Here is a 22,032-nt window from a genome sequence, read left to right on the forward strand (position 1 = left end):
ATGTCTGGTCTGATTCTGCAAAACGTCGAGAAACACTACGGTTCGGCCTGTGCGGTCACCGATGTGAACCTGCATCTGCCCGAGGGCAAGTTGGTGTGCTTCCTGGGCCCTTCTGGCTGCGGCAAGACCACCTTGCTGCGCATGATCGCCGGGTTGGAAACCCTGACTGGTGGCGAGATTCGCCTGGATGGCGAAGACATCGGCCATACCCCGGCCCACTTGCGCAACTTCGGCATGGTCTTTCAGTCCCTGGCGCTGTTCCCGCACATGACCGTGGGCGAGAACATCGCTTACCCGCTCAAGCTGCGCGGCGTCGCCAAGGCTGAACAGCAGGCACGGGTGGTGGAGTTGCTGGAACTGATCCAGCTGCAACCGATGATCAACCGTCCGGTGGCCAAACTGTCCGGCGGACAACGCCAGCGCGTGGCGATTGCCCGGGCAATTGCCTCACATCCCAAAATCCTCCTGCTCGATGAGCCATTGTCGGCACTGGACGCCAAGCTGCGCGAATCCATGCAGGTGGAAATCCGCCAACTGCAACAACGCCTGAACATCACCACCATCATGGTGACCCACGACCAGCGCGAGGCCATGACCATGGCCGATATTGTCGTCGTGCTGGGCGAGCATCGGGTGCAGCAGGTGGGGACGCCCATCGAGATCTATCGCCATCCGGCCAACGAGTTCGTCGCAGACTTCATTGGCTCGGGCAACATTTTTGCGGCCACGGCGCTGGGTGACGGCAAAGTGAGCCTGCCGGGAGGCGATGCACTGCACGTGCCGATCTGCAGCAGCATCGTGGTGGGGCAGAAGGTCAAGATGCTGATTCGCCCTGAAGACTTGCAACTGTCCGCGCCCCAGGCAACGGCAGGTAACCGCTTGCTCGGCAAGGTGACGTTCGTGCGGGATATCGGTGCGACCATCGAGACCACGGTGGAGTGCTCCGGGGTGTCGTTCACGGCGTTGAGCACTCCATGCCAGGGCATTGGCTTGAGCGTCGGGCATCCGGTGTCGGTGACGTTGCCGGTTGAGGCGTGTCGGGTGCTTGGGGCTTGAACTGGATTTGATGTAGGTCTTGCTGGCCTCATCGCGGGCAAGCCCGCTCCCACAGGGGTAAGGTTTACACCGACCCAATGTGGGAGCGGGCTTGCCCGCGATGAGGCCATCAGCCCTAATGCAAAAGCCGGATCAAACCGACAACCGCAACCGCGCCAAATCCCGTAATGGCGGCGCCCCGAACAACCGGCTGTACTCGCGGCTGAACTGCGAGGGGCTTTCATATCCCACGCGATACCCTGCCGCCGAAGCCTCCAGCCCTTCGGCCAGCATCAACCGTCGCGCTTCCTGCAAGCGCAGTTGCTTCTGGTATTGCAGCGGACTCATTGCCGTCATCGCCTTGAAGCGGTGATGCAGCGTCGACACGCTCAGGTTCACTTCCCTGGCCAGGTCATCGATGCGCAGAGGCTGTTCGTAGTTGCCGTTGAGCCATTTGATCGCCTGGCTGATGCGGTGGCTCTGACTGTTCGCGATGGCGATTTCGTACAGCCGATGGCCCTGTGGGCTGCGCAGCAGACGATAGAGGATCTCCCGGCGGATGAGCGGCGCGAGCATGGCGATGTCCTTGGGCGTTTCCAGCAACCGCGCCAGGCGCAGCACGGCGTCGAGCATCGCTGTGTCGATCCGCTCGACATACAGGCCACGCCCGGTAGGCCGGGTGGGTACACCCATGGGGCCGGCGTCGGCGATCAGCGCGGTGATCTCGGCGGGGTCGATGTCCAGGCGAATGGCCAGGATCGGTTCCTCCGAGGTGACGTTTACCACCCGTCCGCTCAACGGCATCGAAACCGACACCACCAGGTAATTCAGCGGGTCGTAGTTGAAAATCTCATCCGACAGCCGCACCTCCTTGCGCCCTTGGGCCATGATGCACAGCGCCGGTTGCGCCAGCACCGAGGCGAAGTCGTGGGACTTGCTGTACCGGGACATGAACAGCGAATCGACCGCAGTCGCGTAGTTGCCATCATCGGTGGTGATGCGACGGATGATATCGGCCAATTCCGCGCGCTGTTTTTCCATGTCGGCGTCCAGCGGGGCTTGAAGGTGATCGAACGATGTCATGCCGGGCATCCTCGCAGCGCGTTGAAAGTCAGCTGAGAATAGATTCGTGCAAGGCGAAGCGGTAGATACATTCTGCGAAATGCTTGCCTGATCCTGCAACGTCACGGCATACACGAAGCCCCTGTAGGAGCGAGCATGCTCGCGATGGAGGCCCGGACATCGCGGGGTGTCAGGTGTCCAGCGTCGTCGTTGACCACCCTCGCGAGCATGCTCGCTCCTACAGAAAACAGTGCGGCACTCCGGCTACACGCTTTTACACAGTGTTACAGGTGCCGGATACACCTTCGCAGGAATGTGCAAAAAGCCGGCAGGAATCGACTAACGCGACGGCCCGTGCGCGATTAACCTTTGATCCTGTCGCAGCCCGTCCCACGGCTGCCACCCGAGTACCTGGGAGGGTTGAACATGTCCACACAGAATCCCGTCAGTCATATGGTTCTGGCGCGCGCTCGCGCCGGACGCTCGGCAGAGCTGGGTGCGCGGCTCAGCGCCCTGATCGATCCGACCCGCAGCGCGCCGGGTTGCCTGAGTTTTTCATTGCAGCATTCGCAGTGCGATCCGGATTTGTGGCTGGTCTGCGGTTTCTGGACGCATCAGTCAGCCATGACGACCTACTTCAATACGCCGGGCATGCAAATTTTTGCCGAACTGGTCCAGGAGTTGGTGGTCGATAATCTGGACTTTCATACCTTCAAGGACGTGACCGCCATTCAGGCATCGGGGCAAACTCGGTCCTGGGTACACAAAATGGCGGGTTGAAGGTTTAATGGCGCAACTTCCCACCCGTCAGGACCCCGACATGGCACGTAAAGCCTTTGAAACCTTTGAAGCGGTATCTGCCGTAGTCCCCCGTGAAGGCGGTGGTTACTACGCGGCGATCGCCACCAAACAGATCGGTGGCGCCGGAGCACCGCGCTTCAACAAACTGCTGGAAGATCAGAGCTTCAAGACCGCCATGGAAGCCGACGAAGCAGCGGCCCTGGAGTTGATGCGCCTTAAAGGCGTAGGTGAAGAAGGCGAATTGATCTGGTAGTTACCTGGCCGCGCCTGGGCGATACATCTTGAACAAAGCCTCAGGCCCCAACTGGAAGTAATCCGCCGGCCCACCCCCGCGCAGAATCGGCTCTGCGGCGGCGGTATCGTACACCCCCTCCTTCAACAGCCACTTGGCAATGTGCACGGCCACCACTTCGCCCAGGATCAGCCAGCTCGGCACGACGTTGCCGTCAGCCCGTTGCAGCTGGATGATCTGCGTGACCTTGCACTCAAACGACACCGGGCTTTCGGCTACCCGTGGCACCTGGATGACTTTCGATGCCACGGGTGTCAGCCCGGACAACGTGAACTCATCGACCTCGGGTCCGACCATGGCGCAGCTCTGGTTCATCTGCTCGGCCAGCGGCCGCGTGGCCAGGTTCCAGGCAAACTCGCCGGTCTGCTCGATGTTGTTCAGGCTGTCTTTGCGTCCGACACTGGAGAATCCAATGATCGGCGGGATGTAGTTGAAGGCGTTGAAAAAACTATAGGGCGCCAGGTTCAGGCGACCTTGGGCATCTTGCGAGGAGATCCAGCCAATGGGGCGTGGACCGACGATGGCGTTGAACGGATCGTGGGGCAGGCCGTGGCCGTTGGCGGGTTCATAGAAGTGGACGTCGTCAGCCATGGCGAGGGTTCCTGAATGCTGTTGCGGGTGGGGAGGGCCATAGTGCAAGGGCCGGGCGGCAATTTCCAGTGTGGCGACTTATTCGCCATATCGGCCTGTGTGACAGTTTTTTCATAAACTCCTCACCGGTTTTTCACCCTGTGGCCTCCACTCTGCGCACCACCAAGCCCAAGCAGCGGCTGATCTGACCCATGGAGCCTCCCGTCCCGATGAATAAACTTCCGCAAATCACCCTGGCGTTCTGGGTGATGAAGATCTGCGCGACTACCCTGGGTGAAACGGCAGGTGACTTGCTGTCGATGACCCTCGACGTCGGCTATGCCATGAGTTCGCTCATCCTCATCAGCGTGTTCGTGCTCACGCTGGTCACGCAACTGCTGTCGAAGACCTACAAGCCAGTGCTGTACTGGATGGTGATTCTGTCGACCAGCACGGCGGGCACCACGATGTCCGACTTCATGGACCGCACCCTCGGCCTGGGCTATGCCACGGGGTCGATGATTCTCATCGCGATCCTGATCGGGATTTTTGCGGCGTGGCGTTTGAGCGGCGATTCGCTGAACGTCAGCAAGGTCCAGACCTTTCGCGGGGAAATGTTCTACTGGATGGCGATTCTGTTTTCCAACACCTTGGGCACGGCGCTCGGTGATTACCTGGCTGACGATTCGGGCCTGGGTTTTGCCGGTGGCGCACTGTTGATCGGCTCCACCATTGCGCTGGTGGTGCTGCTCAAATACTTCACGAAGATTTCGTCGGTGCTGTTGTTCTGGGTGGCGTTCGTGCTGACCCGACCGTTTGGTGCGACCTTGGGCGATTTCCTGACCAAACCCCATGAAAAGGGTGGCCTGGATTTTGGCACCATCGGTTCGTCGCTGGTACTGGCGGGGATTTTGGTGGTGATGATTGCGGGTGCTTCGATGGCGCAAAAGCGCTATGGCCGGCAGCAGGTTGCCGAGTTGTCCTGACCATTTATCGCGAGCAAGCTCGCTCCTACAGGTACGCCGATCAAACTGTAGGAGCGAGCTTGCTCGCGAGGAGGGTCTATCAGTCCGTCACAATCCGCGAATGCTTGCGGGTGTCTTTCATGGTGATGTACACCAACAACGACACGGCAATACACGCGGTCACGTACCAGTAGTAGCCGGTTTCCATGCCGATGCTCTTGAACCACAGCGCGACGTATTCAGCGGTGCCGCCGAAGATCGATACGGTCAGTGCGTACGGCAGGCCGACGCCCAGGGCGCGGATTTCGGTCGGGAACAGTTCGGCCTTCACCACGGCGTTGATCGAGGTGTAGCCGCTGACGATGATCAGCGCCGCCATGATCAGGAAGAATGCGCCCCACCAGGTCTGGATGGTGTGCAGGGTCATCAGGATCGGTACGGTGAAGATCGTGCCCAGTACGCCGAAGGCGATCAGGATCGGGCGACGACCGATCTTGTCCGACAGGCCGCCGATGATCGGTTGCAGGCACATGAACAGAAACAGGGTCGCGGCAGAAATGGTGGTGGAGTCGGAGATGCTCATGCCGACGGTGTTCACCAGGTATTTCTGCATGTAGGTGGTGTAGGTGTAGAACGCCAGCGTACCGCCCATGGTCAGGCCGACCACGGTCAGCAGTTCCTTGGGGTGACGCATCAAGGTGCGCATCGCGCTTTCCTTGGCCTTGTCTTTCTTGACGAAGGACTCGGTCTCTTCCATGCCACGACGCAGGTACAGCGCAACCACGGCACACAGCGCGCCGATGGCGAACGGGATACGCCAGCCCCAGGCGTACAGCTCTTCGGTGGTCAGGAAATTCTGCAGCACGATCAGTACGGCCAAAGCGATGAGCTGGCCGGAGATCAGCGTCACGTACTGGAAGCTGGAGAAGAATCCGCGACGCTCCTTGGTCGCCATTTCGCTCAGGTACGTTGCAGAGGTGCCGTACTCGCCACCGACCGACAGGCCCTGCAACAGACGGGCGAAGACCAGCAGGATCGGCGCGCCGATGCCGATGGTTTCATAACCCGGGCTCAGGGCGATCAGCAGAGAACCGAAGCACATCAGGTAAACCGAGGCCATCAGTGCGCGTTTACGTCCGGCGCGGTCGGCGTAGAGGCCCATCAGCCAGCCACCGATTGGACGCATCAAAAAGCCCACGGCGAAGATCGCGGCGGTGTTGAGCAGTTGTGCGGTGGTGTCGCCCTTGGGGAAGAAGGTCTTGGCGAAGTACAGCGAGAAGGCGGCATAGACGTACCAGTCGTACCACTCGACCATGTTGCCGACCGAGCCGCTGAAGATCGATTTGATCCGGCTGGCAGTCGTTTTGGGAGCGGCCACGGCAGCCGACCCAAGGGGCAGGGTGTTGGAGTTATCCATTGAAGGATCCTTCGTTTAATTGTTTTTAGAGAGGCGTGTTTAAACGCAGCCTGGGAGGGCTATAGCAGGAGGTGTGCCAAGGGGTGGAGGCCCGGTTTAGAAGGGGCGCGGGAATGGAGTGAGCGGAAATCCGCTTATGGGAGAGATGAGGTGAGCGGAATATTGCTTATGCCTGGAGGTTTGCCGTTGTTTGTACTGGCCTCTTCGCGGGCTTGCCCGCGATGAGGCCGTTATAGTCGCTACAAAAACATCTCCCGGCTCAATCCATGCCGCTGCATCTTTTCATTGAAGGTCCGACGCGGCAGTTGCAGTTCTTCCAGTACTGCTTTCACATCGCCCTTGTGCCGGGTCAGCGCGGCACGCAGGCATTGCGCCTCGAACGCCTCCTGCTGCGCCGCCAGCGATTGGCCGGCCTCGATACCCACCGGCTCCGGTTCGCCCAACCCCAGCACCTGACGCTCGGCGACATTCGCCAGTTCGCGTACGTTACCTGGCCAGTCGTGGCTCAGCAGGCGGCTCAGTTGCGGCCCGCTCAAGGGCGCAACGCTGCGCCCGAGCCGCTCGGCGGCATGGCGCGCGAAGGACTCGTACAGCAGGGGAATGTCCTCGCGGCGATCACGCAAGGGGGGCAGGCGCAACTCGGCAACGTTCAGTCGATAGGCCAGGTCTTCGCGGAATCGCCCGGCTCGCGCCTCCTCCAGCAGATCGGGTTTGGTGGCGGCGATGATGCGCAGGTCCACGCGAATGCTCTGGTTCGAGCCCAGGCGTTCGAGCTTCTGCTCCTGCAACACCCGCAACAATTTCACCTGCTGGGCCAGCGGCATGCTTTCGATTTCGTCGAGGAACAAGGTGCCTCCATCGGCATATTCGAGCTTGCCGATGCGCTTGCCCTGGGCGCCGGTAAAGGCGCCGCTTTCATGGCCGAACAACTCGGCCTCGAACAATTGCTCGGGGATCGCCGCACAATTGAGCGCCACGAATGGCCGCTCGGCGCGAGGCCCGAAGTCATGCAGGCAACGGGCGACCAGTTCCTTGCCGCTACCGGTCTCACCCCGGATCAACACGTTCACCGGCAGCGTCGCCAGGTCCAGCACTTGCTGGCGCAGGGTCTGCAAACCACGGGACACGCCCAGCAACGTTGCATCGAGTTTGGCCCGGTTGTCCGCCTGCTCGTGCAAGGCACGGTTTTCCAGGACCAGCCTGCGCTTGTCCAGGGCGCGGCGCAGGCTGCCGAGCAGGGTTTCGGGGCTGAAGGGTTTTTCCAGGAAGTCGTAGGCGCCATCGCGCATGGCATCGACCGCCATCGGCACGTCGCCGTGGCCAGTCAGCAGGATCACCGGCAGGTCGGCATCGCGACGCTGGAGTTCGGCCAGCAGTGCAAGACCGCTCATGCCGGGCATGCGCACGTCGCTGAGGATCACTCCGGGAAAATGCCGCGGCAGTTGTGCCAGGCAATCTTCGGCGCGGCTGAACAGTTGCACCTCGAAGCCGGACAGGCTCAGCCATTGTTCGACGGCGCTGCGAATGCTGCCTTCGTCGTCGACCACCATCACTGAGTTCAACATGCGCCTGGGGCCTCCGGATCGATGGGCAGGGTGACGGTGAAAACCGCGCCGTTGGCGTGATTGGCCGCACTCAGGCGTCCGCCCGATTCATGAACGATAGCGAAGGATACGGCCAGACCGATGCCCAGGCCATCGCCCACCGGCTTGGTGGTGAAGAAGGGGTCGAAGACCTTGACCAGGTTTTCCCCGGCGATGCCGCTGCCGTTGTCGATGACGCTCAGGCACCATAACTGCTCGTCGGCTTCGAGGCGGATTTCCAGGCGTTTGCAGGGGGTATCGTGCATCGCGTCCAGGGCATTGCGCAGCAGGTTGATCAACACCTGTTCCAGGCGGATCGCATCGCCGCGCACCCATGCCGGCCGGGTCAGGTGCAGCACGGTGCTGACCTGTTCATCGCGCAGGCGGGTGTCGAGCAGGTGCAGGGACTGGTCGACCACTGCCGCGAGGTCCAGACGTTCGCGCAAGCCGCTGGGGCTTTTGCGGGCGAAGGTTTTCAAATGACCCGTGAGGGCGGCCATGCGCGTGAGCATGTCATCCACGGGTTTTAACGCCTTGTAGGCATCATCGACGCGGCCATGGTCGAGCAGCAGGCGCAAGGTCGCCAATTGCATGCGTTGCGCGGTCAGCGGCTGATTGATTTCATGGGCCAGCGCCGCCGACATCTGCCCCAGCGCCGCCAGCTTGGCCGATTGCACCAGGCCGTCCTGAGCGGTACGCAGGTCGCGAGTGCGTTCTTCCACCAGGCGCTCGAGTTCCTCGCGACTGCGCTGGCGCATTTTGGCCAGGCGCCAGCGTTGATAGAGGAACAACAGCAGAAATACCAGCGTCAGCCACAGGCCGGCAGCGGCCAGCGCGGCGTTGCGCGTGTCTTCGAAGGCCACCTGCGGGCGCCGCAGCAGGTGCAGGGTCCAGCCCTCCGCGCTCAACGGCAGGGACTCCCACAAGTAGTCGGCCTTGCCGTTCGGACCCTGCACCTGCGCCAGCACACTGTTGTCGTCGAAGTGGCGCAGGGTGTGATAGTCCAACTGGGTCAGCGGCTGCTTGTCGTATTGGCGAGTGCTCTTGAGTTCGGCCTGGTCGCTGTCGCTCAGCGGCTTCAACAGACGATAGCGCCAGCCCGGCTGGTTGGCGATGAATACGATCCCGCGCGCGTCGCTGACCAGCAGCGTGTCGGTGCCCTGGCGCCATTCACGCTCCAGTTCGGGAAACTCCAGCTTGACCACCATCGCCCCGAGAAAACGGCCATCGTCATCGGTGACGGCACTGGACAGGAAATAACCGGGAATGCCACTGGTCACCCCCACTGCATAAAACCGCCCGGTGCCCTGGGTGCGGGTCTGCATGAAATAGGGGCGAAAGCCGTAGTTGTGGCCGACGTAACTGCTCGGCAGGCGCCAGTTGCTCGCCGCCACGGCCAGCCCGGTGTGGTCGAGCAGTTCCAGGGTCGAGGATTGCGCCGCGCCGTTGATCTGCTCCAGTTTACGGTTCAGCGCGTCCTGCAATTGAGGCGTCACCGGCCCCTTGAGCGCCGAGCGCAGTTCCGGGTCCAGCGCCAAAACTGCGGGCAGGGTGCGATAGCGCTCGATCAGGGTGTGCAGGGAGTTGGCGTACAGGCCCAGCTGCTGATTGGCGCGCGCGGCGTCCTCGACCAGCGCCACACGTTCGGCGTGACGCATGGCGAGGGTGGCGGCGAGGACGGTGCCGGCGATGATCAGCAGGGTATAGAGCGTCAAACGCAGGGCACGGTTAATCGGGATCATGGGACGCGAGTCGAGCCGGTTGATGGGAGGCGCAAGATAGCATGCGGGCTATCGGGCGCCATTGATCATCGTCCGGTTCGAGGGTTCAGACCGCTCCCGTCTGGATCAATGCAACGTCCAGGGGTTTTTTCTTTTTTTTGCGGGGGGTGGGTCATAGTTGTCGTTCGCATCAAACCTGGCTTCATACCAGACGTAATACCTGATTTCTTCCCGCAGGTTTTTGAGTTCGGCATTGGGCCCCTGGGGCATTTTTTTTGCCAGGATGGTCTCCGTTGGCCGTCCGAGGGGGTCGTAGAACTGTCTGTCGTGATACTGGACCTCGCGTAACGATACGTCCTTGACCCAGCGGGAACTGTCGGCGAAATAGGGGCGGTAGATCCGCACCGGCAAACCCTTGTTGTTGAACTCCTGGCGCGCGCTGACCCGAAAGCGCCGGGCCGCTTCGGCCTCTTCTGGCGTACCGTCGGCCTTGAGTTTCAAGGTGCCGTCGGGGAGCACCACCCAGGCTTTGCCGGGTTCTACTTCCTGCTTGGTCTGCAGTTCGCGATCAAAACCGTCGTGATGGGTGATCGTTATGCGCACCTGCTTGTCAGGATCCTTTGGGTAACGATCGGCCAGGAACACCGCCCCGTGCCTGGGTTGGCGCGGGGCAGTGTCGACATACTGCTTGAGCAACTGTTCGTGGGCGCTCGGCGTTTCCAGCTCCAACACATGCTGACGGGCCCGATCACACAGGTGCCCGCTGGGCAGAATGAAGCCGGCGGCCAACGCCCAGTCGAACCATGGTCCTTGCAGCGGCTGGGTCTCCGGAACACGGCCCATCCAGGCGAACAGATCGGTGAACAGCGCCGAGGCATAGTTGCCGATGGCCTCGTCGGGGTTTTCGATGGCGTGCGCCGGGCTTTGATCTTCTGGCGGTACATAGTCTTCCAGTGGATCGAAGCCCACGGGTTGACCCAGTTCGGTGCCGAAAAAACTGGTGACCTTTACATCACCAAAGGCGTTGTAGCTTGCTTGCTGGGCGTTCTGATTGGGATCGATGATGGTTTTGGGCAGAAAGGTGTAGTAGTCGACGTCTTTGATCCGGGTGATGCAACCGTCGGGCAACTCGACCGACTCGTGCACGCAGTCGTAAGCGTCTTGCGTGACCTTGGTAATGCCGTGGCTCCGGGTCTGCTGGAAATAGTCGACGTTGTGGAAACGCCCCTTGTCGAGGTAATGCATGAACCCCCGGTGGATTGACCACAGGTAGTTCTTCGCGTCGCTCGGGTCCTCCGGCGGCGGTTGGTCAACCTCGGGCAGGAACGGGTCCATGATGTGGTAGCCCACTTCGCGGGATTCGAGCTTCTCCTTGAGGTTGAACGGCATGTTGCCGTTTTCATCCTTGAGTTTGTCGTAGGCGCCGAGGGCTTTTCTGTCCAGCTCGGCAATCTCCACGTACCCGGGCAGCGCCTCGACAGTCGCCACGCCCTTGGGCAGCGTCTCATTGGTCGCCGGGTCGACGTAGAACTGCCTGGACATGCCGGCAAGTTCTGATCGCTGTGCCCAGTCACCGTCTTCGTTGGTGTGTTCGACGAAGTACTCATGATTGATGTTTTCGGGGATCAGCTCAGCCTTTTCCAGTACCAAAGCGTTGGCACGGTCCAGAAAAGGGATCGCCAGTCGATAAGGCATGCCCGATTTCCAGTTCGCCTCGTCATACACGTGGATGAGTTCGGCTTTGGTTTCGGTGAGGTAGTGGCACTGCTGAGCTTCATCGTGAGCGTCGCGCCAATAGCGGTTTTCATGCTCGTCGGCGAAAGGCGGATTTTCCGGGGTTGTGCGGCGCGCGTAATACACCACGCAAGCGTGCAGTACGTTGCCGTACGGGTCCCATCCCAGGTTCAGTTGATGCTCACAGCGGGGGTCATTCGGCAGTTGGGGTTCGTACTGGTAGCTGATCGACTCCAGTCCCATCGCTTGCAGCACTGAATAAGGATTGTGTTCACCTTTTGCGCGCAGCAGGCGCACTTGCATACGGTTTTCCGTGACCCCATAGGGCACCCGTGGATCGTCAGCCGCGAACACTTCCGTGCGCCGGACCGAGCCGCTGAGCGTGCGGGCAATTTCGCGAGCCGTTTCCTCGTCCGGCTCGAAGGGTTCCGCCGCCCGGTCGCGGGTGTGGTAGCGCTCCAACCGAGTGGGTTTGAGGTCCACGGCTTTGCCGTCGCCGCAGTAATAGCCGTCCCGTGGTGGGTCGATGAACTCGCCCGTGTGATACCAGGTCTTGCTCAGGACCGGCGCGGTGAAGCCTTCGGCTGCCCGTTGCGCCGGGGTCCCTTCGGTGTCGGTCTGTAGCACCAGGCCAAAGCCACGGAATTCGCGCTCGATGGGGTCGTAGTAACCGTGGCGATAGCTCAAGACCTGCGACAATTGAGTGCCGGTGATTTCATCGAGTTGGGTCTGTTGTTTGACCAGGTGCAGGGCGAAGGGCAATTTGGAGACGACGATTTTTTTCGGGTCGACCTGATGCTGCTCGAATTCATCGTCCAGTTGTTCCTGCGCTGAACTGCGATAGCGGATCGTGCTGGCAGCCCCCATGTTGTTATTGCTGCGATTGATCAGGTACGGCTTGGCGCGGACAAAGTCATAACGCCAGTGGCGTGGCGACATGTGCGGGACGGTCAGGACAATGCTGGTGCACCCCAATCCCAGCAAATCAGCGGTAGTCACCTGGCAGAAGCGGTCATAACGGACGCCTTCCGGCCAGGGGATATCAACGGACTCGGTGGCAAAGCCCTTGCCGGCGTGGTTCATGAACACGCGCATGCAGTCGGAGTCCAGGTAGATCAGGTCACCGGCCCCTGAGCCATCCACGTCGGCCATCAGCACACGCGAGGCATTGAACGCGTTGTAATCAAATGTGGGTGATTGGAGCACGACAGGTTGGCCGAAGCGCCCATGCCCGAGGTTGGGCCAGCATTGCAGCGAGTTGCACCGCAGGCGAAACAGGTGCTGTTTGCCGCTGCCCAATAGATCACCAAACCCCACCACCTCCGTTTCCCAGTTATCGCCAGGTTGCGGCAGTGCAAGGTCGCCCTGGTGCGGCACATCCCGGGCGCTGGTAAACCCTTTGTCCTGGCCCAGGTTGGTGTACAGGCGCACGCTGTTGTTGCCGATCATTGCCACGTGCGTGCGGCCATCACCGACCAGATCGACCATCTGTGCCTTGGGATCGAAGAACTCGGCAGGGAAGGATTTATAGGGCACGAACTGGGACCATTCCCGCTCCGGGGTCATGGAGATAAAACCGTTAAGGCTTCGCGAGTGATAGCCGAATTCCAGTTTGCCGTCACCGTTCAAGTCGCTCAGTGTCTGACTGATCGGTTTACGGCTGTCGCTCACCGGGATCGAAGGCAGTTCCTTGAAGCCGCTGTAGCACACATCGTCTCCACCACTTTGCGCGCGTAATGGCTCGCTGAAATACCAGGCCTTGTCGTCGCGGTACAGAACACCCGGTATGCCCTTGTTGTACAAATCGACCAACTGATAGCGCTGACCGTCGTTGAGCCCCGGCATCTCCGGAAAAGCCTGCCAACCGGGCTGGCGATCCGGGTTGGCCTCGAAGGGGGCGTAACGAAATTCCATGGGCGGCCGGCTTTCCACGTTGCCGAAGCTGTCGTACGCCTGGAAATGGGCGGCCACAAGTTGGCTGTAGTCGAGGTCGGTCTCCTTGTGCGACAGGAATAGCCGTCTCACCAGAAACGGATGAGCCTGTACCTCGGGAAAATGGTGGAACATCAATACCTGACGGCAAAGACGGCGGGTGTGCAACTCAAAACCATAGTCATAGTTTGTGAACGGATCGGAGCGAACTGTCCACTCGCCATATTGATCCCCCGGCTGCGAGTAGGGAGGGCCATAAACCGGTTTTTTCGTCAGGTCGTGTTCGCGTTCGCCGTAGTCGAACAGCAGGTGAAACAGGAAATGCACATCGGCCCAGCCCTCGGCCTTCAACGAATACAGTTCCGTTTCGGCTTTGGCGTTGCCGTACAGCACCCGATGCAGGTAGCGCTGGGAGCGGTAGTCACGTCCCTGGTTGTCTTCGGGGTCACCGGTGTCCGCTTTGTACTCGCAGACGATGTGCTGACCGTATACGTCGCTCTGCTCCTCGAACATCCACACTCCGGTGCGATCGACTGCCGTTGGCTGGCCATCGTCCCGGGGCTCGGCCCGGCGCGCGTTCAGTGACTTGCCATAGATACGTGTGCTGCCATCGGCACTCTGGATCTTGAAGAACCCGCCAACATCCGCGTCATTGAACCAGCGCTCGACCTTGGCGAAGGCACCTTCATCGCGCGCTTGATAGCGCAGCACCTGGTAAGCGGTGGTACCGATCTTGTCGGTGCTGACGACGATCTCGCCGTCCGCCCCCAGCTCCGGCATCAGCACTTCACCGCCGGGGCCGACGATCACGTCCTTGTTTTTTTCGTACACCGGCACGCCTTTGCTGGTGCGCACAGTGAGGGCATTGACGTCTGCGTGCCAGCCCGTACCGAAATGACCACTGCCCACCTGGCTGCTATAGCTCAAGCCGATTCGCGGCACCAGGCTTCGATTGGGGGCGGCGGAAATCGGCAGCGGCAAGGACATCTCGGCAGAACCGTTGGGCCCCGCCGGCGACCAGCTGCCAAAACTGGCAATGGCGCCGCCCATTTTCGGCTGTGCGGGGACGGCAATGTTGATCGTGCCTTTAGGGTCTTCTGTGGCCATTTGCATTTCCACCTGACAAGGACGCACTTGTGCACTCAACTTATCAGCGGATTCGCGGGCTGTGACCTGTCACATCTGACAGGTCGGCCCCATAAAGGAGGAAAATCGCCGTTGCGCAGGCGAAAAAAAACCGGCCCGTCATCGCTGGCGGGCCGGTTTTCGAGCGTTTCAGTGCAACTTACTGCACTTCCACCGCCAGGCTCTCACTGATCTTTTTCTGCCAGATGGCAGGACCGGTGATATGCACCGACTCACCCTTGCTGTCCACAGCAACGGTGACCGGCATGTCCTTGACCTCAAACTCGTAGATCGCTTCCATGCCCAGCTCGGCGAAGGCCACCACGTGGGATTTCTTGATGGCTTGCGCCACCAGGTAAGCCGCACCGCCCACTGCCATCAGGTAAACGGCCTTGTGGTCCTTGATCGCCTCGATGGCGGTCGGGCCGCGCTCGGATTTGCCGATCATGCCCAACAGACCCGTCTGCTCGAGGATCTGGCGAGTGAACTTGTCCATCCGCGTTGCGGTGGTCGGGCCCGCCGGGCCAACCACTTCTTCGCGCACCGGATCGACCGGGCCGACGTAATAAATGAAACGACCCTTGAGGTCCACCGGCAGGCTTTCGCCTCGGTTCAGCATCTCGACCATGCGCTTGTGCGCGGCGTCGCGACCGGTGAGCATCTTGCCGTTGAGCAGGACGGTTTCGCCCGGCTTCCAGCTCTGCACTTCTTCCGGGGTCAGGGTGTCGAGATTGACACGACGAGCTGACGGGCCGGCTTCCCAGACGATTTCCGGGTAGGCGTCCAGCGGTGGCGCTTCCAGCGAAGCCGGGCCGGAACCGTCGAGTACGAAGTGCGCGTGACGGGTGGCGGCGCAGTTGGGGATCATGCACACCGGCAGGGACGCGGCATGGGTCGGGTAATCCATGATCTTCACGTCGAGCACGGTGGTCAGGCCGCCCAGGCCCTGGGCGCCGATGCCCAGTTGGTTGACCTTCTCGAACAGCTCCAGGCGCATTTCTTCGATACGGTTCTGCGGGCCACGGGCCTTGAGCTCATGAATGTCGATGGACTCCATCAACACTTCCTTGGCCATGACCGCGGCTTTTTCGGCGGTGCCGCCGATGCCGATGCCGAGCATGCCCGGTGGGCACCAGCCGGCGCCCATGGTCGGAACGGTCTTGAGTACCCAGTCGACGATCGAGTCGGACGGGTTGAGCATGGCCATCTTCGACTTGTTCTCGGAACCGCCGCCCTTGGCCGCCACGTCCACTTCCACGGTATTACCCGGAACGATGGAGTAGTGGATCACCGCCGGGGTGTTGTCCTTGGTGTTCTTGCGAGCGCCCGCCGGGTCGGCGAGGATCGAAGCACGCAGGACGTTTTCCGGCAGGTTGTAGGCGCGACGCACGCCTTCGTTGATCATGTCGTCCAGGCCCATGGTGGCGCCATCCCAGCGCACATCCATGCCCACGCGCACGAATACGGTGACGATGCCGGTGTCCTGGCAGATCGGGCGGTGGCCAGTGGCACACATGCGCGAGTTGATCAGGATTTGTGCCATCGAATCACGGGCTGCCGGCGACTCTTCGCGCAGGTAGGCCTCGTGCATCGCCTGGATGAAGTCCACGGGATGGTAATAAGAAATGAACTGCAGGGCGTCGGCAACGCTCTGAATCAGGTCGTCTTGCTTGATCACGGTCATGAGTCGCGTTCCTCGATTCTTAAGGCAGCTATGAGCTTTCAGCATCAAGCGGCACGATGAAGCTGTCGGCATACTGCTCTGAGCTTGCTGCTTGAAGCTGAAAGCTTGCAGCCGCTCTTCTGGCTAAAACGGCGCGGCAGTATACCGCGCCCAGGTAGCCGGCACACGTGCCAAGGGTTATTCGTTGGTCGCATAACGGGCGCGTGGGGCTGGACGGCCGGTGGACCAAAAATTGAATGGTCATTTATCCGCCTCGCCACTAAAGTGGCGATCGGTCTGTAGAGCAGGACACTCGATCAGCCTCCTTTAGCACGGTGAGTCAACGATTGACCCATAACGCCATCCAGCGCCTGTTGCTCAAACGATTTGCCCTCGCAGCCGGCACCTATGCCCTGGCCCTGATGTTGCTGTGGCTGGCGTTTTTTACCGGGCATTACCATCAGTCCCTGACGAACGTCGCTGTCGGCAGTGCGCTGGCGTTCATCAGCCAGGCGGCCTTGTTCGCGGTGTTCTACAGCGGCTGGAACCTGCGCTTCAGCGATCCCAGCCTGACCGAAGCCCAGGTATTGCTGGGGCTGGGCTGGCAATCCTGGCTGATCGCCAATCTGGATGAAGCCCGTGGCGCGTTCCTGGTGTTCTACGTGCTGATTCTGCTGTTCGGCCTGTTCCACCTGTCTCGCCGGGCCTTTGCCCGGTGTGCGCTGCTGGTGTTTTTCAGTTTCAGCGCGATCACCTTGTGGGAAGGCTACAACTTCCAGCTGGCGGATCCGGCATTGGCGGCCTTGCAGGCATGCGTGCTGTTGATCGTGCTGGTCTGGCTGGAACTCTATGCGCGGTACGTCCAGGCGTCGCGGCAACGGATGCGCCAGCGCCGGTTCGCCTTGCAAGCGCATCAGGACACCCTGCGGGGGATGATGCGTCAGCTCGAAGACCTGGTCGCCACCGACGAACTGACCGGATTGTTCAACCGCCGGCACTTCCTGCGCCTGGCTTCGCGGGAGCTCGACACCATGGAGCCGGGTGTCGCCCATGGCCTGGCGCTGATTGACCTTGACCATTTCAAGCGCATCAACGACGTGCACGGTCACGCTGCGGGCGATCAGGTGCTGCAAGCCTTTGCCGGTGTGGCCAGTGCCTGCTTGCGCGATGGCGATGTGCTGGCCCGTTATGGTGGCGAGGAGTTCGTGGTGCTGCTGCCCGATTGCAGCCCGGAACGCCTGACGGCCTGTTGCGAGCGACTGCGTATCGCGTTTACCGATGTCCAGTTGATCGGCTTGAAGGTGGGTAACCTCAGCCTGTCGGGCGGCATGACCCTGCTGGAGCCGGGGGACGACCTCGATGACGCCTTGCAGCGCGCCGACCAGGCGCTCTATCGGGCCAAACGCGACGGGCGCAATCGTTGTGCCGCGGCCTGGGAGAATGTCGATGCCTGAGTTGCGGGTCGGCGATCGCAGTTGGTCGGTGGCACCGGGCAGCAACCTGCTCGATGCCTTGAATCAAAACGGCGTGGCCGTGCCCTACAGCTGCCGCGCCGGCAGTTGCCATGCGTGCCTGGTGCAATGCAGCCAAGGGTTGCCCAGCGACAACCGGCCCGATGCATTGAGCGTCGAGCAACGCCAGCAAGGCTGGCGCCTGGCGTGTCAATGTCAGGTGATCGAGGATTTGCAGGTGCACGCCTTCGATCCGCTGCAGGACGGACGTCCGGCCGAAGTCGCTGCCGTCGATTGGCTGAGCCGCGACGTATTGCGCCTGCGTCTGAACCCACAACAGCCCTTGCGCTATAGCGCCGGCCAGCATCTGGTGCTGTGGGCGGGACAGGTGGCGCGCCCTTATTCGCTGGCCAGCCTGCCGCAAGAAGATCGCTTTCTGGAGTTCCACCTCGATTGCCGCCAGAGCGGCCAATTCAGTGACGCCGCACGTCAGTTCAGTGTCGGCGACAGCCTGCGCCTGGGCGAGCTGCGCGGTGGCGCCTTGCATTACGACCCCGACTGGGACACTCGGCCGCTTTGGTTGTTGGCGGCCGGCACCGGCCTTGGGCCGTTGTTCGGCGTGTTGCGCGAAGCCTTGCGCCAGGATCACCAGGGCGACATCCGCGTGATTCACCTGGCCCATGATGCGCAAGGGCATTATCTGGCCAAACCCTTGCAGGCCATGGCCGCCAGTCGCCCGAACCTCAGTGTCGAGCTGTGGACGTCGACCGAGTTGCCGGCGGCTTTGGCGCAACTGCGGCTTGTTTCCCGGCAAACCCTGGCCTTACTCTGCGGGTCCCCCGACAGCGTCGACGCCTTCGCCCGGCGCCTGTATCTGGCGGGACTGCCGCGCAACCAACTGCTGGCCGACGTCTTCCTGCCTCGCGGTTGAGTGCTGACTTTCCAGACGCGAGACCTTCCATGACCGATGCCATCCAGATCGAACGCGAACGCGGCCTGCTGACCCTGCGCCTGAACCGGCCCGATAAAAAGAACGCCCTGACCCGCGCCATGTACAGCCAACTGGGCGACGCATTGCGCCAGGCCGACGCCGACCCCGAGGTCAACGCGATCCTGCTCACCGGCTCCAGCGAATGCTTCACCGCCGGCAACGACATCGCCGACTTCCTCCAGGAACCGCCAAGCAGCCTCGACAGCCCGGTGTTCCGCTTCATGCTGGCGCTGCTCGAATGCCGCAAACCGGTGGTCGCGGCGGTGGCCGGTGCCGCCGTGGGCATCGGCACGACGCTGTTGCTGCATTGCGACCTGGTGTATGTCAGCCGCGATGCGCGGCTGCGCATGCCGTTCGTCAACCTGGGCCTGTGCCCGGAATTCGCTTCCAGCCTGATCCTCCCAAGGTTGCTCGGTCACGCCAAGGCCGCTGAGCTGTTGTTGCTCGGTGAAGGTTTTAATGGTGAGCAGGCGGCGGCTTGGGGCATTGCGTCCGAAGCCCTGGGCAGTGGCGAAGAAGCATTGGCCCGGGCGCGGGAGATGGCCCTGCGATTCGAGTCCTTGCCGCCGGACGCGGTGCGCATCAGCAAACAACTGATGAAGGCGCCGGACCGCGAGCCTCTGCGCAAGGCAATAGAAGAGGAGGGCGCGCTCTTTATTCAACGGTTGCGCTCGCCGGAGGCGGTGGCGGCGTTGTCGGGGTTTATTAACAAGCGCTGAATCCTCGTCGGCTGGGGCCCCTGTTCCTGTAGGAGCGAGTTCACTCGCGATGGTCGTCAACGATAACGCTGGCCGCCTGACACCACTCGGTGCCTGTGCCTCCATCGCGACGGTTCGACGCCTCGACATATTCGCTCCTACAGGAGTCGCGTCGTTCACAAATCTCATGTGGGAGCCTGCTCGCGATGAGGCCAACACATCATCAGAACCATAAAACAAAAAGCCCCGCCATTCACATGGCGGGGCTTTGTTTTTTCAGCAACCGGTCACTCAGACCATCGGGTCGCCAACGTGCAGGATTTTCATGCCGTTGGTGCCGCCGGTGGTGTGGTAGCTGTCGCCCTTGGTCAGGATGACCCAGTCGCCCTGTTGCACGATGCCGCGTTTGAGCAGCTCATCAATGGCCGCCTGGCTGACCTGGCTCGGCGGCAGCGAAGCCGGATCGAACGGAATGGTATATACGCCCCGGAACATCGCCGCGCGGGCCTGGGCTTCGCGGTGCGGTGTGAACGCATAGATCGGCACCGACGAACGGATGCGCGACATGATCAGCGGGGTGTAGCCGCTTTCGGTCAAGGCGATGATCGCTTTCACGCCAGGGAAGTGGTTGGCGGTGTACATGGTCGCCAGTGCGATGCTCTCGTCGCAGCGCTGGAACTCCTTGCCGATGCGGTGGCTGGAGGTCTTGCCGGTTGGGTGCTTTTCGGCACCGACGCAGATGCGCGCCATGGCCTGCACGGCTTCCAGCGGGTACTGGCCAGCGGCACTCTCGGCCGAGAGCATCACGGCGTCGGTGTAGTCGAGCACGGCGTTGGCTACGTCGGACACTTCGGCGCGCGTCGGCATCGGGTTCTGGATCATCGACTCCATCATCTGGGTCGCCACGATCACGGCCTTGTTGTGACGACGGGCGTGCAGGATGATCTTTTTCTGGATGCCCACCAGCTCGGCGTCGCCGATTTCCACGCCCAGGTCACCACGGGCCACCATCACGGCGTCGGAAGCCTTGATCAGGCCGTCGAGGGTTTCGTCGTCGGCCACGGCTTCGGCGCGTTCGATCTTCGCGACCAGCCAGGCAGTGCCACCGGCTTCGTCGCGCAGTTGGCGGGCGTATTCCATGTCGGCTGCGTCACGCGGGAAGGACACGGCGAGGTAGTCGACTTCCATCTCGGCGGCGAGCTTGATGTCCGCCTTGTCCTTCTCGGTCAGGGCAGGGGCAGTCAGGCCGCCACCACGACGGTTGATGCCCTTGTGGTCCGACAGCGGACCGCCAATGGTCACGACGCAATGGAGTTCGGTGGCGGTGGCGGTTTCGACGCGCATCACTACGCGGCCGTCGTCGAGCAGCAGCTCGTCGCCCACGCCGCAATCCTTGACGAGGTCCGGATAGTCGATGCCGACGACCTGCTGGTTGCCTTCAGTCAGAGGATGGCTGGTGGAGAAGGTGAACTTGTCACCGATCTTCAGCTCGATCTTCTTGTTGGCGAATTTGGCGATACGGATTTTCGGACCTTGCAGGTCACCCAGCAGGGCGACGAAACGACCGTGTTTGGCCGCCAGGTCCCGCACCAGCTTCGCGCGAGCCTTGTGCTCGTCGGGCGTGCCGTGGGAAAAGTTCAGGCGGGCGACGTCCAGGCCAGCCAGGATCAGCTGTTCCAGTACTTCCGGCGAGTTACTGGCCGGGCCAAGGGTAGCGACGATTTTGGTACGACGGACGGACATGCAAAGACTCCTGAGTTCAAGCGCTGAGTGAGGCTACTATGCTCTTGGGGTGTAGTCATTGTTCATGTGCACTACTTATTCGTTTGTTGATTGAACCGGGTACATTAGATGACCGGCAGCCTGAAGATTTCCGTCGACGGGTCGATACAGAGCTCAAGACAGGAGAACCCCCATGCGATTCATGCCCATAGCCGCCCTTGCCCTCGCCGTAGTCAGCGTTACGGGCTGCACCCGTTGGTCGATGAACCATCATTTGAATAACGCCTACAGCGCCTACGAGCGTGGCAATTGCGAACAGGTGACACTCGAATTGTCCAAAGTTGATCGTGCCAGCCGCGCGCGGTCATACGTGTGGCCGGAAGTGTCGATGCTGCGCGGTTTGTGTCTGGAGCGACAAAAACTGTTCGTGGACGCGGGGCAGACTTACCAGTTCATCATCGCTTCGTACCCTCAGAGCGAATACGCCTACCGTGCCCAGGCGCGGCTGGATACCTTGCAATCGCTGGGACATTTCCCGTTGCGAAGTGCCGCCGTGGTGCGTCCGACGCGGTTCTGATTGGGCTTGTCATTCAAAGCTGGCTCACCGGCAAGGGTGAGCTATAGTCCAATTATCCGGCTCTCAAGCGTGGCTTGCGGACCGAGGCAACACCTGTGATCGGCAGGAATAAGCGACAGCGCCGTATCGACTGTCGCACCGTGACCGGGGAGAGCGCGCCAATGCCCTCAAAGGCAGGCCCGTTCCGAAGTGATAGTGCGGCCTCTCTCGGGGGCCTTGCATGGCGAACCCAACATGTCGTCTGACCGCCGGATCGAGCGGCATCAACTGCCGTATTTTCTCAGAGTGTTCAACAGCGTTACCGACAAGCCGATCGGATTTCTGGGCAACGTCTCTGAAGACGGGCTGATGCTCATCAGCCAGTTGCCGATGATGATTGGCGCCGATTTTGAGTTGCGCTTGAAGATCCCCTTGCCCGATGGTCGTTTGCAGGTGGTTGACCTTGGCGCCTGTTGCCTATGGTGCCATGAAGACGCCACCCCCCTGCATTACGACGCCGGGTTCCGCTTGCAGTGGGCCGCGCCGGAGTTCGCGGATCTGGTGCAGGCGTTGAGGCGCTATTTCAGTTTTCAGCCGCTGTCGGCTTCTGCGTGACCTGATTCCGCCCCAGACGTTCTCGCAGTGACTGACGTCGCGTTCATCGTTCGACGCGACGAATTCCTGGCTGAACAGTTTTTTCTTGCCCTCCGTCCC

The 22,032-nt window shown here is 61.3% G+C and carries 17 protein-coding genes; 9 read left to right on the forward strand and 8 right to left on the reverse strand.

The annotated features are described in order from the left end of the window. A complete protein-coding gene (locus AB4N33_RS27640; protein WP_460121437.1) occupies nt 1-1,056 on the forward strand; it encodes an ABC transporter ATP-binding protein in 1,056 nt (351 codons plus the stop codon). A gap of 132 nt (nt 1,057-1,188) precedes the next feature. On the opposite strand, the gene AB4N33_RS27645 is transcribed toward AB4N33_RS27640, so the two are convergent. Further along, nucleotides 1,189-2,118 carry an AraC family transcriptional regulator gene (locus AB4N33_RS27645; protein ID WP_460121439.1) on the reverse strand — a complete coding sequence of 310 codons (930 nt, stop codon included), beginning with the start codon at nt 2,116-2,118 and terminating at the stop codon, nt 1,189-1,191. 405 nt (nt 2,119-2,523) lie between these two features. On the opposite strand from AB4N33_RS27645, the gene AB4N33_RS27650 reads away from it, so the two are divergent. Continuing rightward, nucleotides 2,524-2,877 carry a putative quinol monooxygenase gene (locus AB4N33_RS27650; RefSeq protein ID WP_476458652.1) on the forward strand — a complete coding sequence of 118 codons (354 nt, stop codon included), beginning with the start codon at nt 2,524-2,526 and terminating at the stop codon, nt 2,875-2,877. Between the two features lie 40 nt (nt 2,878-2,917). After that, on the forward strand, nt 2,918-3,151 hold the full coding sequence (locus AB4N33_RS27655) for a hypothetical protein (protein ID WP_460121442.1): 234 nt from the start codon (nt 2,918-2,920) through the stop codon (nt 3,149-3,151). Here the strand turns inward: AB4N33_RS27655 and AB4N33_RS27660 are convergent, their stop codons facing one another. Beyond that, on the reverse strand, nt 3,152-3,781 hold the full coding sequence (locus tag AB4N33_RS27660; RefSeq protein ID WP_476458653.1) for a flavin reductase family protein: 630 nt from the start codon (nt 3,779-3,781) through the stop codon (nt 3,152-3,154). Nucleotides 3,782-3,990: 209 nt separating this feature from the next. Here AB4N33_RS27660 and AB4N33_RS27665 point away from each other — a divergent pair, with 209 nt between their 5' ends. Beyond that, nucleotides 3,991-4,746 carry a COG4705 family protein gene (locus AB4N33_RS27665; protein ID WP_460141004.1) on the forward strand — a complete coding sequence of 252 codons (756 nt, stop codon included), beginning with the start codon at nt 3,991-3,993 and terminating at the stop codon, nt 4,744-4,746. 79 nt (nt 4,747-4,825) lie between these two features. Here AB4N33_RS27665 and AB4N33_RS27670 read toward each other — a convergent pair whose 3' ends face one another. From AB4N33_RS27670 to AB4N33_RS27690, 5 genes are all read right to left on the reverse strand, one after another. Then, nucleotides 4,826-6,142: an MFS transporter gene (locus AB4N33_RS27670; RefSeq protein ID WP_460121448.1), complete on the reverse strand. Its 1,317-nt coding sequence runs from the start codon at nt 6,140-6,142 to the stop codon at nt 4,826-4,828. Nucleotides 6,143-6,381: 239 nt separating this feature from the next. Continuing rightward, nucleotides 6,382-7,707, reverse strand: a complete 1,326-nt coding sequence (locus AB4N33_RS27675) for a sigma-54-dependent transcriptional regulator (protein WP_476458654.1) — start codon at nt 7,705-7,707, stop codon at nt 6,382-6,384. Then, nucleotides 7,701-9,467, reverse strand: coding sequence for a sensor histidine kinase (locus AB4N33_RS27680; RefSeq protein WP_476458655.1), 1,767 nt, complete (start codon nt 9,465-9,467; stop codon nt 7,701-7,703). The genes AB4N33_RS27675 and AB4N33_RS27680 overlap by 7 nt, the downstream gene beginning before the upstream one ends. Before the next feature lie 105 nt (nt 9,468-9,572). Continuing rightward, nucleotides 9,573-14,219 (reverse strand): SpvB/TcaC N-terminal domain-containing protein, encoded by a 4,647-nt coding sequence (locus tag AB4N33_RS27685; protein WP_476458656.1) that lies wholly within the window; start codon nt 14,217-14,219, stop codon nt 9,573-9,575. 178 nt (nt 14,220-14,397) lie between these two features. Then, on the reverse strand, nt 14,398-15,921 hold the full coding sequence (locus tag AB4N33_RS27690; RefSeq protein WP_460121456.1) for a fumarate hydratase: 1,524 nt from the start codon (nt 15,919-15,921) through the stop codon (nt 14,398-14,400). A 326-nt stretch (nt 15,922-16,247) separates the two neighbouring features. On the opposite strand from AB4N33_RS27690, the gene AB4N33_RS27695 reads away from it, so the two are divergent. From AB4N33_RS27695 to AB4N33_RS27705, 3 genes are read left to right on the forward strand one after another with little or no spacing between them, the layout of a single operon-like run. After that, a complete protein-coding gene (locus AB4N33_RS27695) occupies nt 16,248-17,354 on the forward strand; it encodes a GGDEF domain-containing protein (protein ID WP_460121457.1) in 1,107 nt (368 codons plus the stop codon). Next, complete coding sequence (locus AB4N33_RS27700; protein WP_476458657.1) at nt 17,347-18,282, forward strand: iron-sulfur-binding ferredoxin reductase; 936 nt, start codon at nt 17,347-17,349, stop codon at nt 18,280-18,282. The genes AB4N33_RS27695 and AB4N33_RS27700 overlap by 8 nt, the downstream gene beginning before the upstream one ends. 29 nt (nt 18,283-18,311) lie before the next feature. Then, complete coding sequence (locus AB4N33_RS27705) at nt 18,312-19,061, forward strand: enoyl-CoA hydratase-related protein (RefSeq protein WP_476458658.1); 750 nt, start codon at nt 18,312-18,314, stop codon at nt 19,059-19,061. Nucleotides 19,062-19,331: 270 nt separating this feature from the next. Here AB4N33_RS27705 and pyk read toward each other — a convergent pair whose 3' ends face one another. Further along, nucleotides 19,332-20,783, reverse strand: a complete 1,452-nt coding sequence (gene pyk, locus AB4N33_RS27710; RefSeq protein ID WP_476458659.1) for a pyruvate kinase — start codon at nt 20,781-20,783, stop codon at nt 19,332-19,334. A 172-nt stretch (nt 20,784-20,955) separates the two neighbouring features. Here pyk and AB4N33_RS27715 point away from each other — a divergent pair, with 172 nt between their 5' ends. Together AB4N33_RS27715 and AB4N33_RS27720 are read left to right on the forward strand one after the other, a co-directional pair. After that, on the forward strand, nt 20,956-21,339 hold the full coding sequence (locus tag AB4N33_RS27715) for a tetratricopeptide repeat protein (protein ID WP_460121464.1): 384 nt from the start codon (nt 20,956-20,958) through the stop codon (nt 21,337-21,339). 234 nt (nt 21,340-21,573) lie between these two features. Next, the gene (locus tag AB4N33_RS27720; RefSeq protein WP_460121466.1) at nt 21,574-21,933 is read left to right on the forward strand and encodes a PilZ domain-containing protein; all 360 of its coding nucleotides are present in this window, start codon (nt 21,574-21,576) and stop codon (nt 21,931-21,933) included. Nucleotides 21,934-22,032: the final 99 nt, after the last annotated feature.

The organism is Pseudomonas sp. S1_E05 (assembly GCF_056337105.1).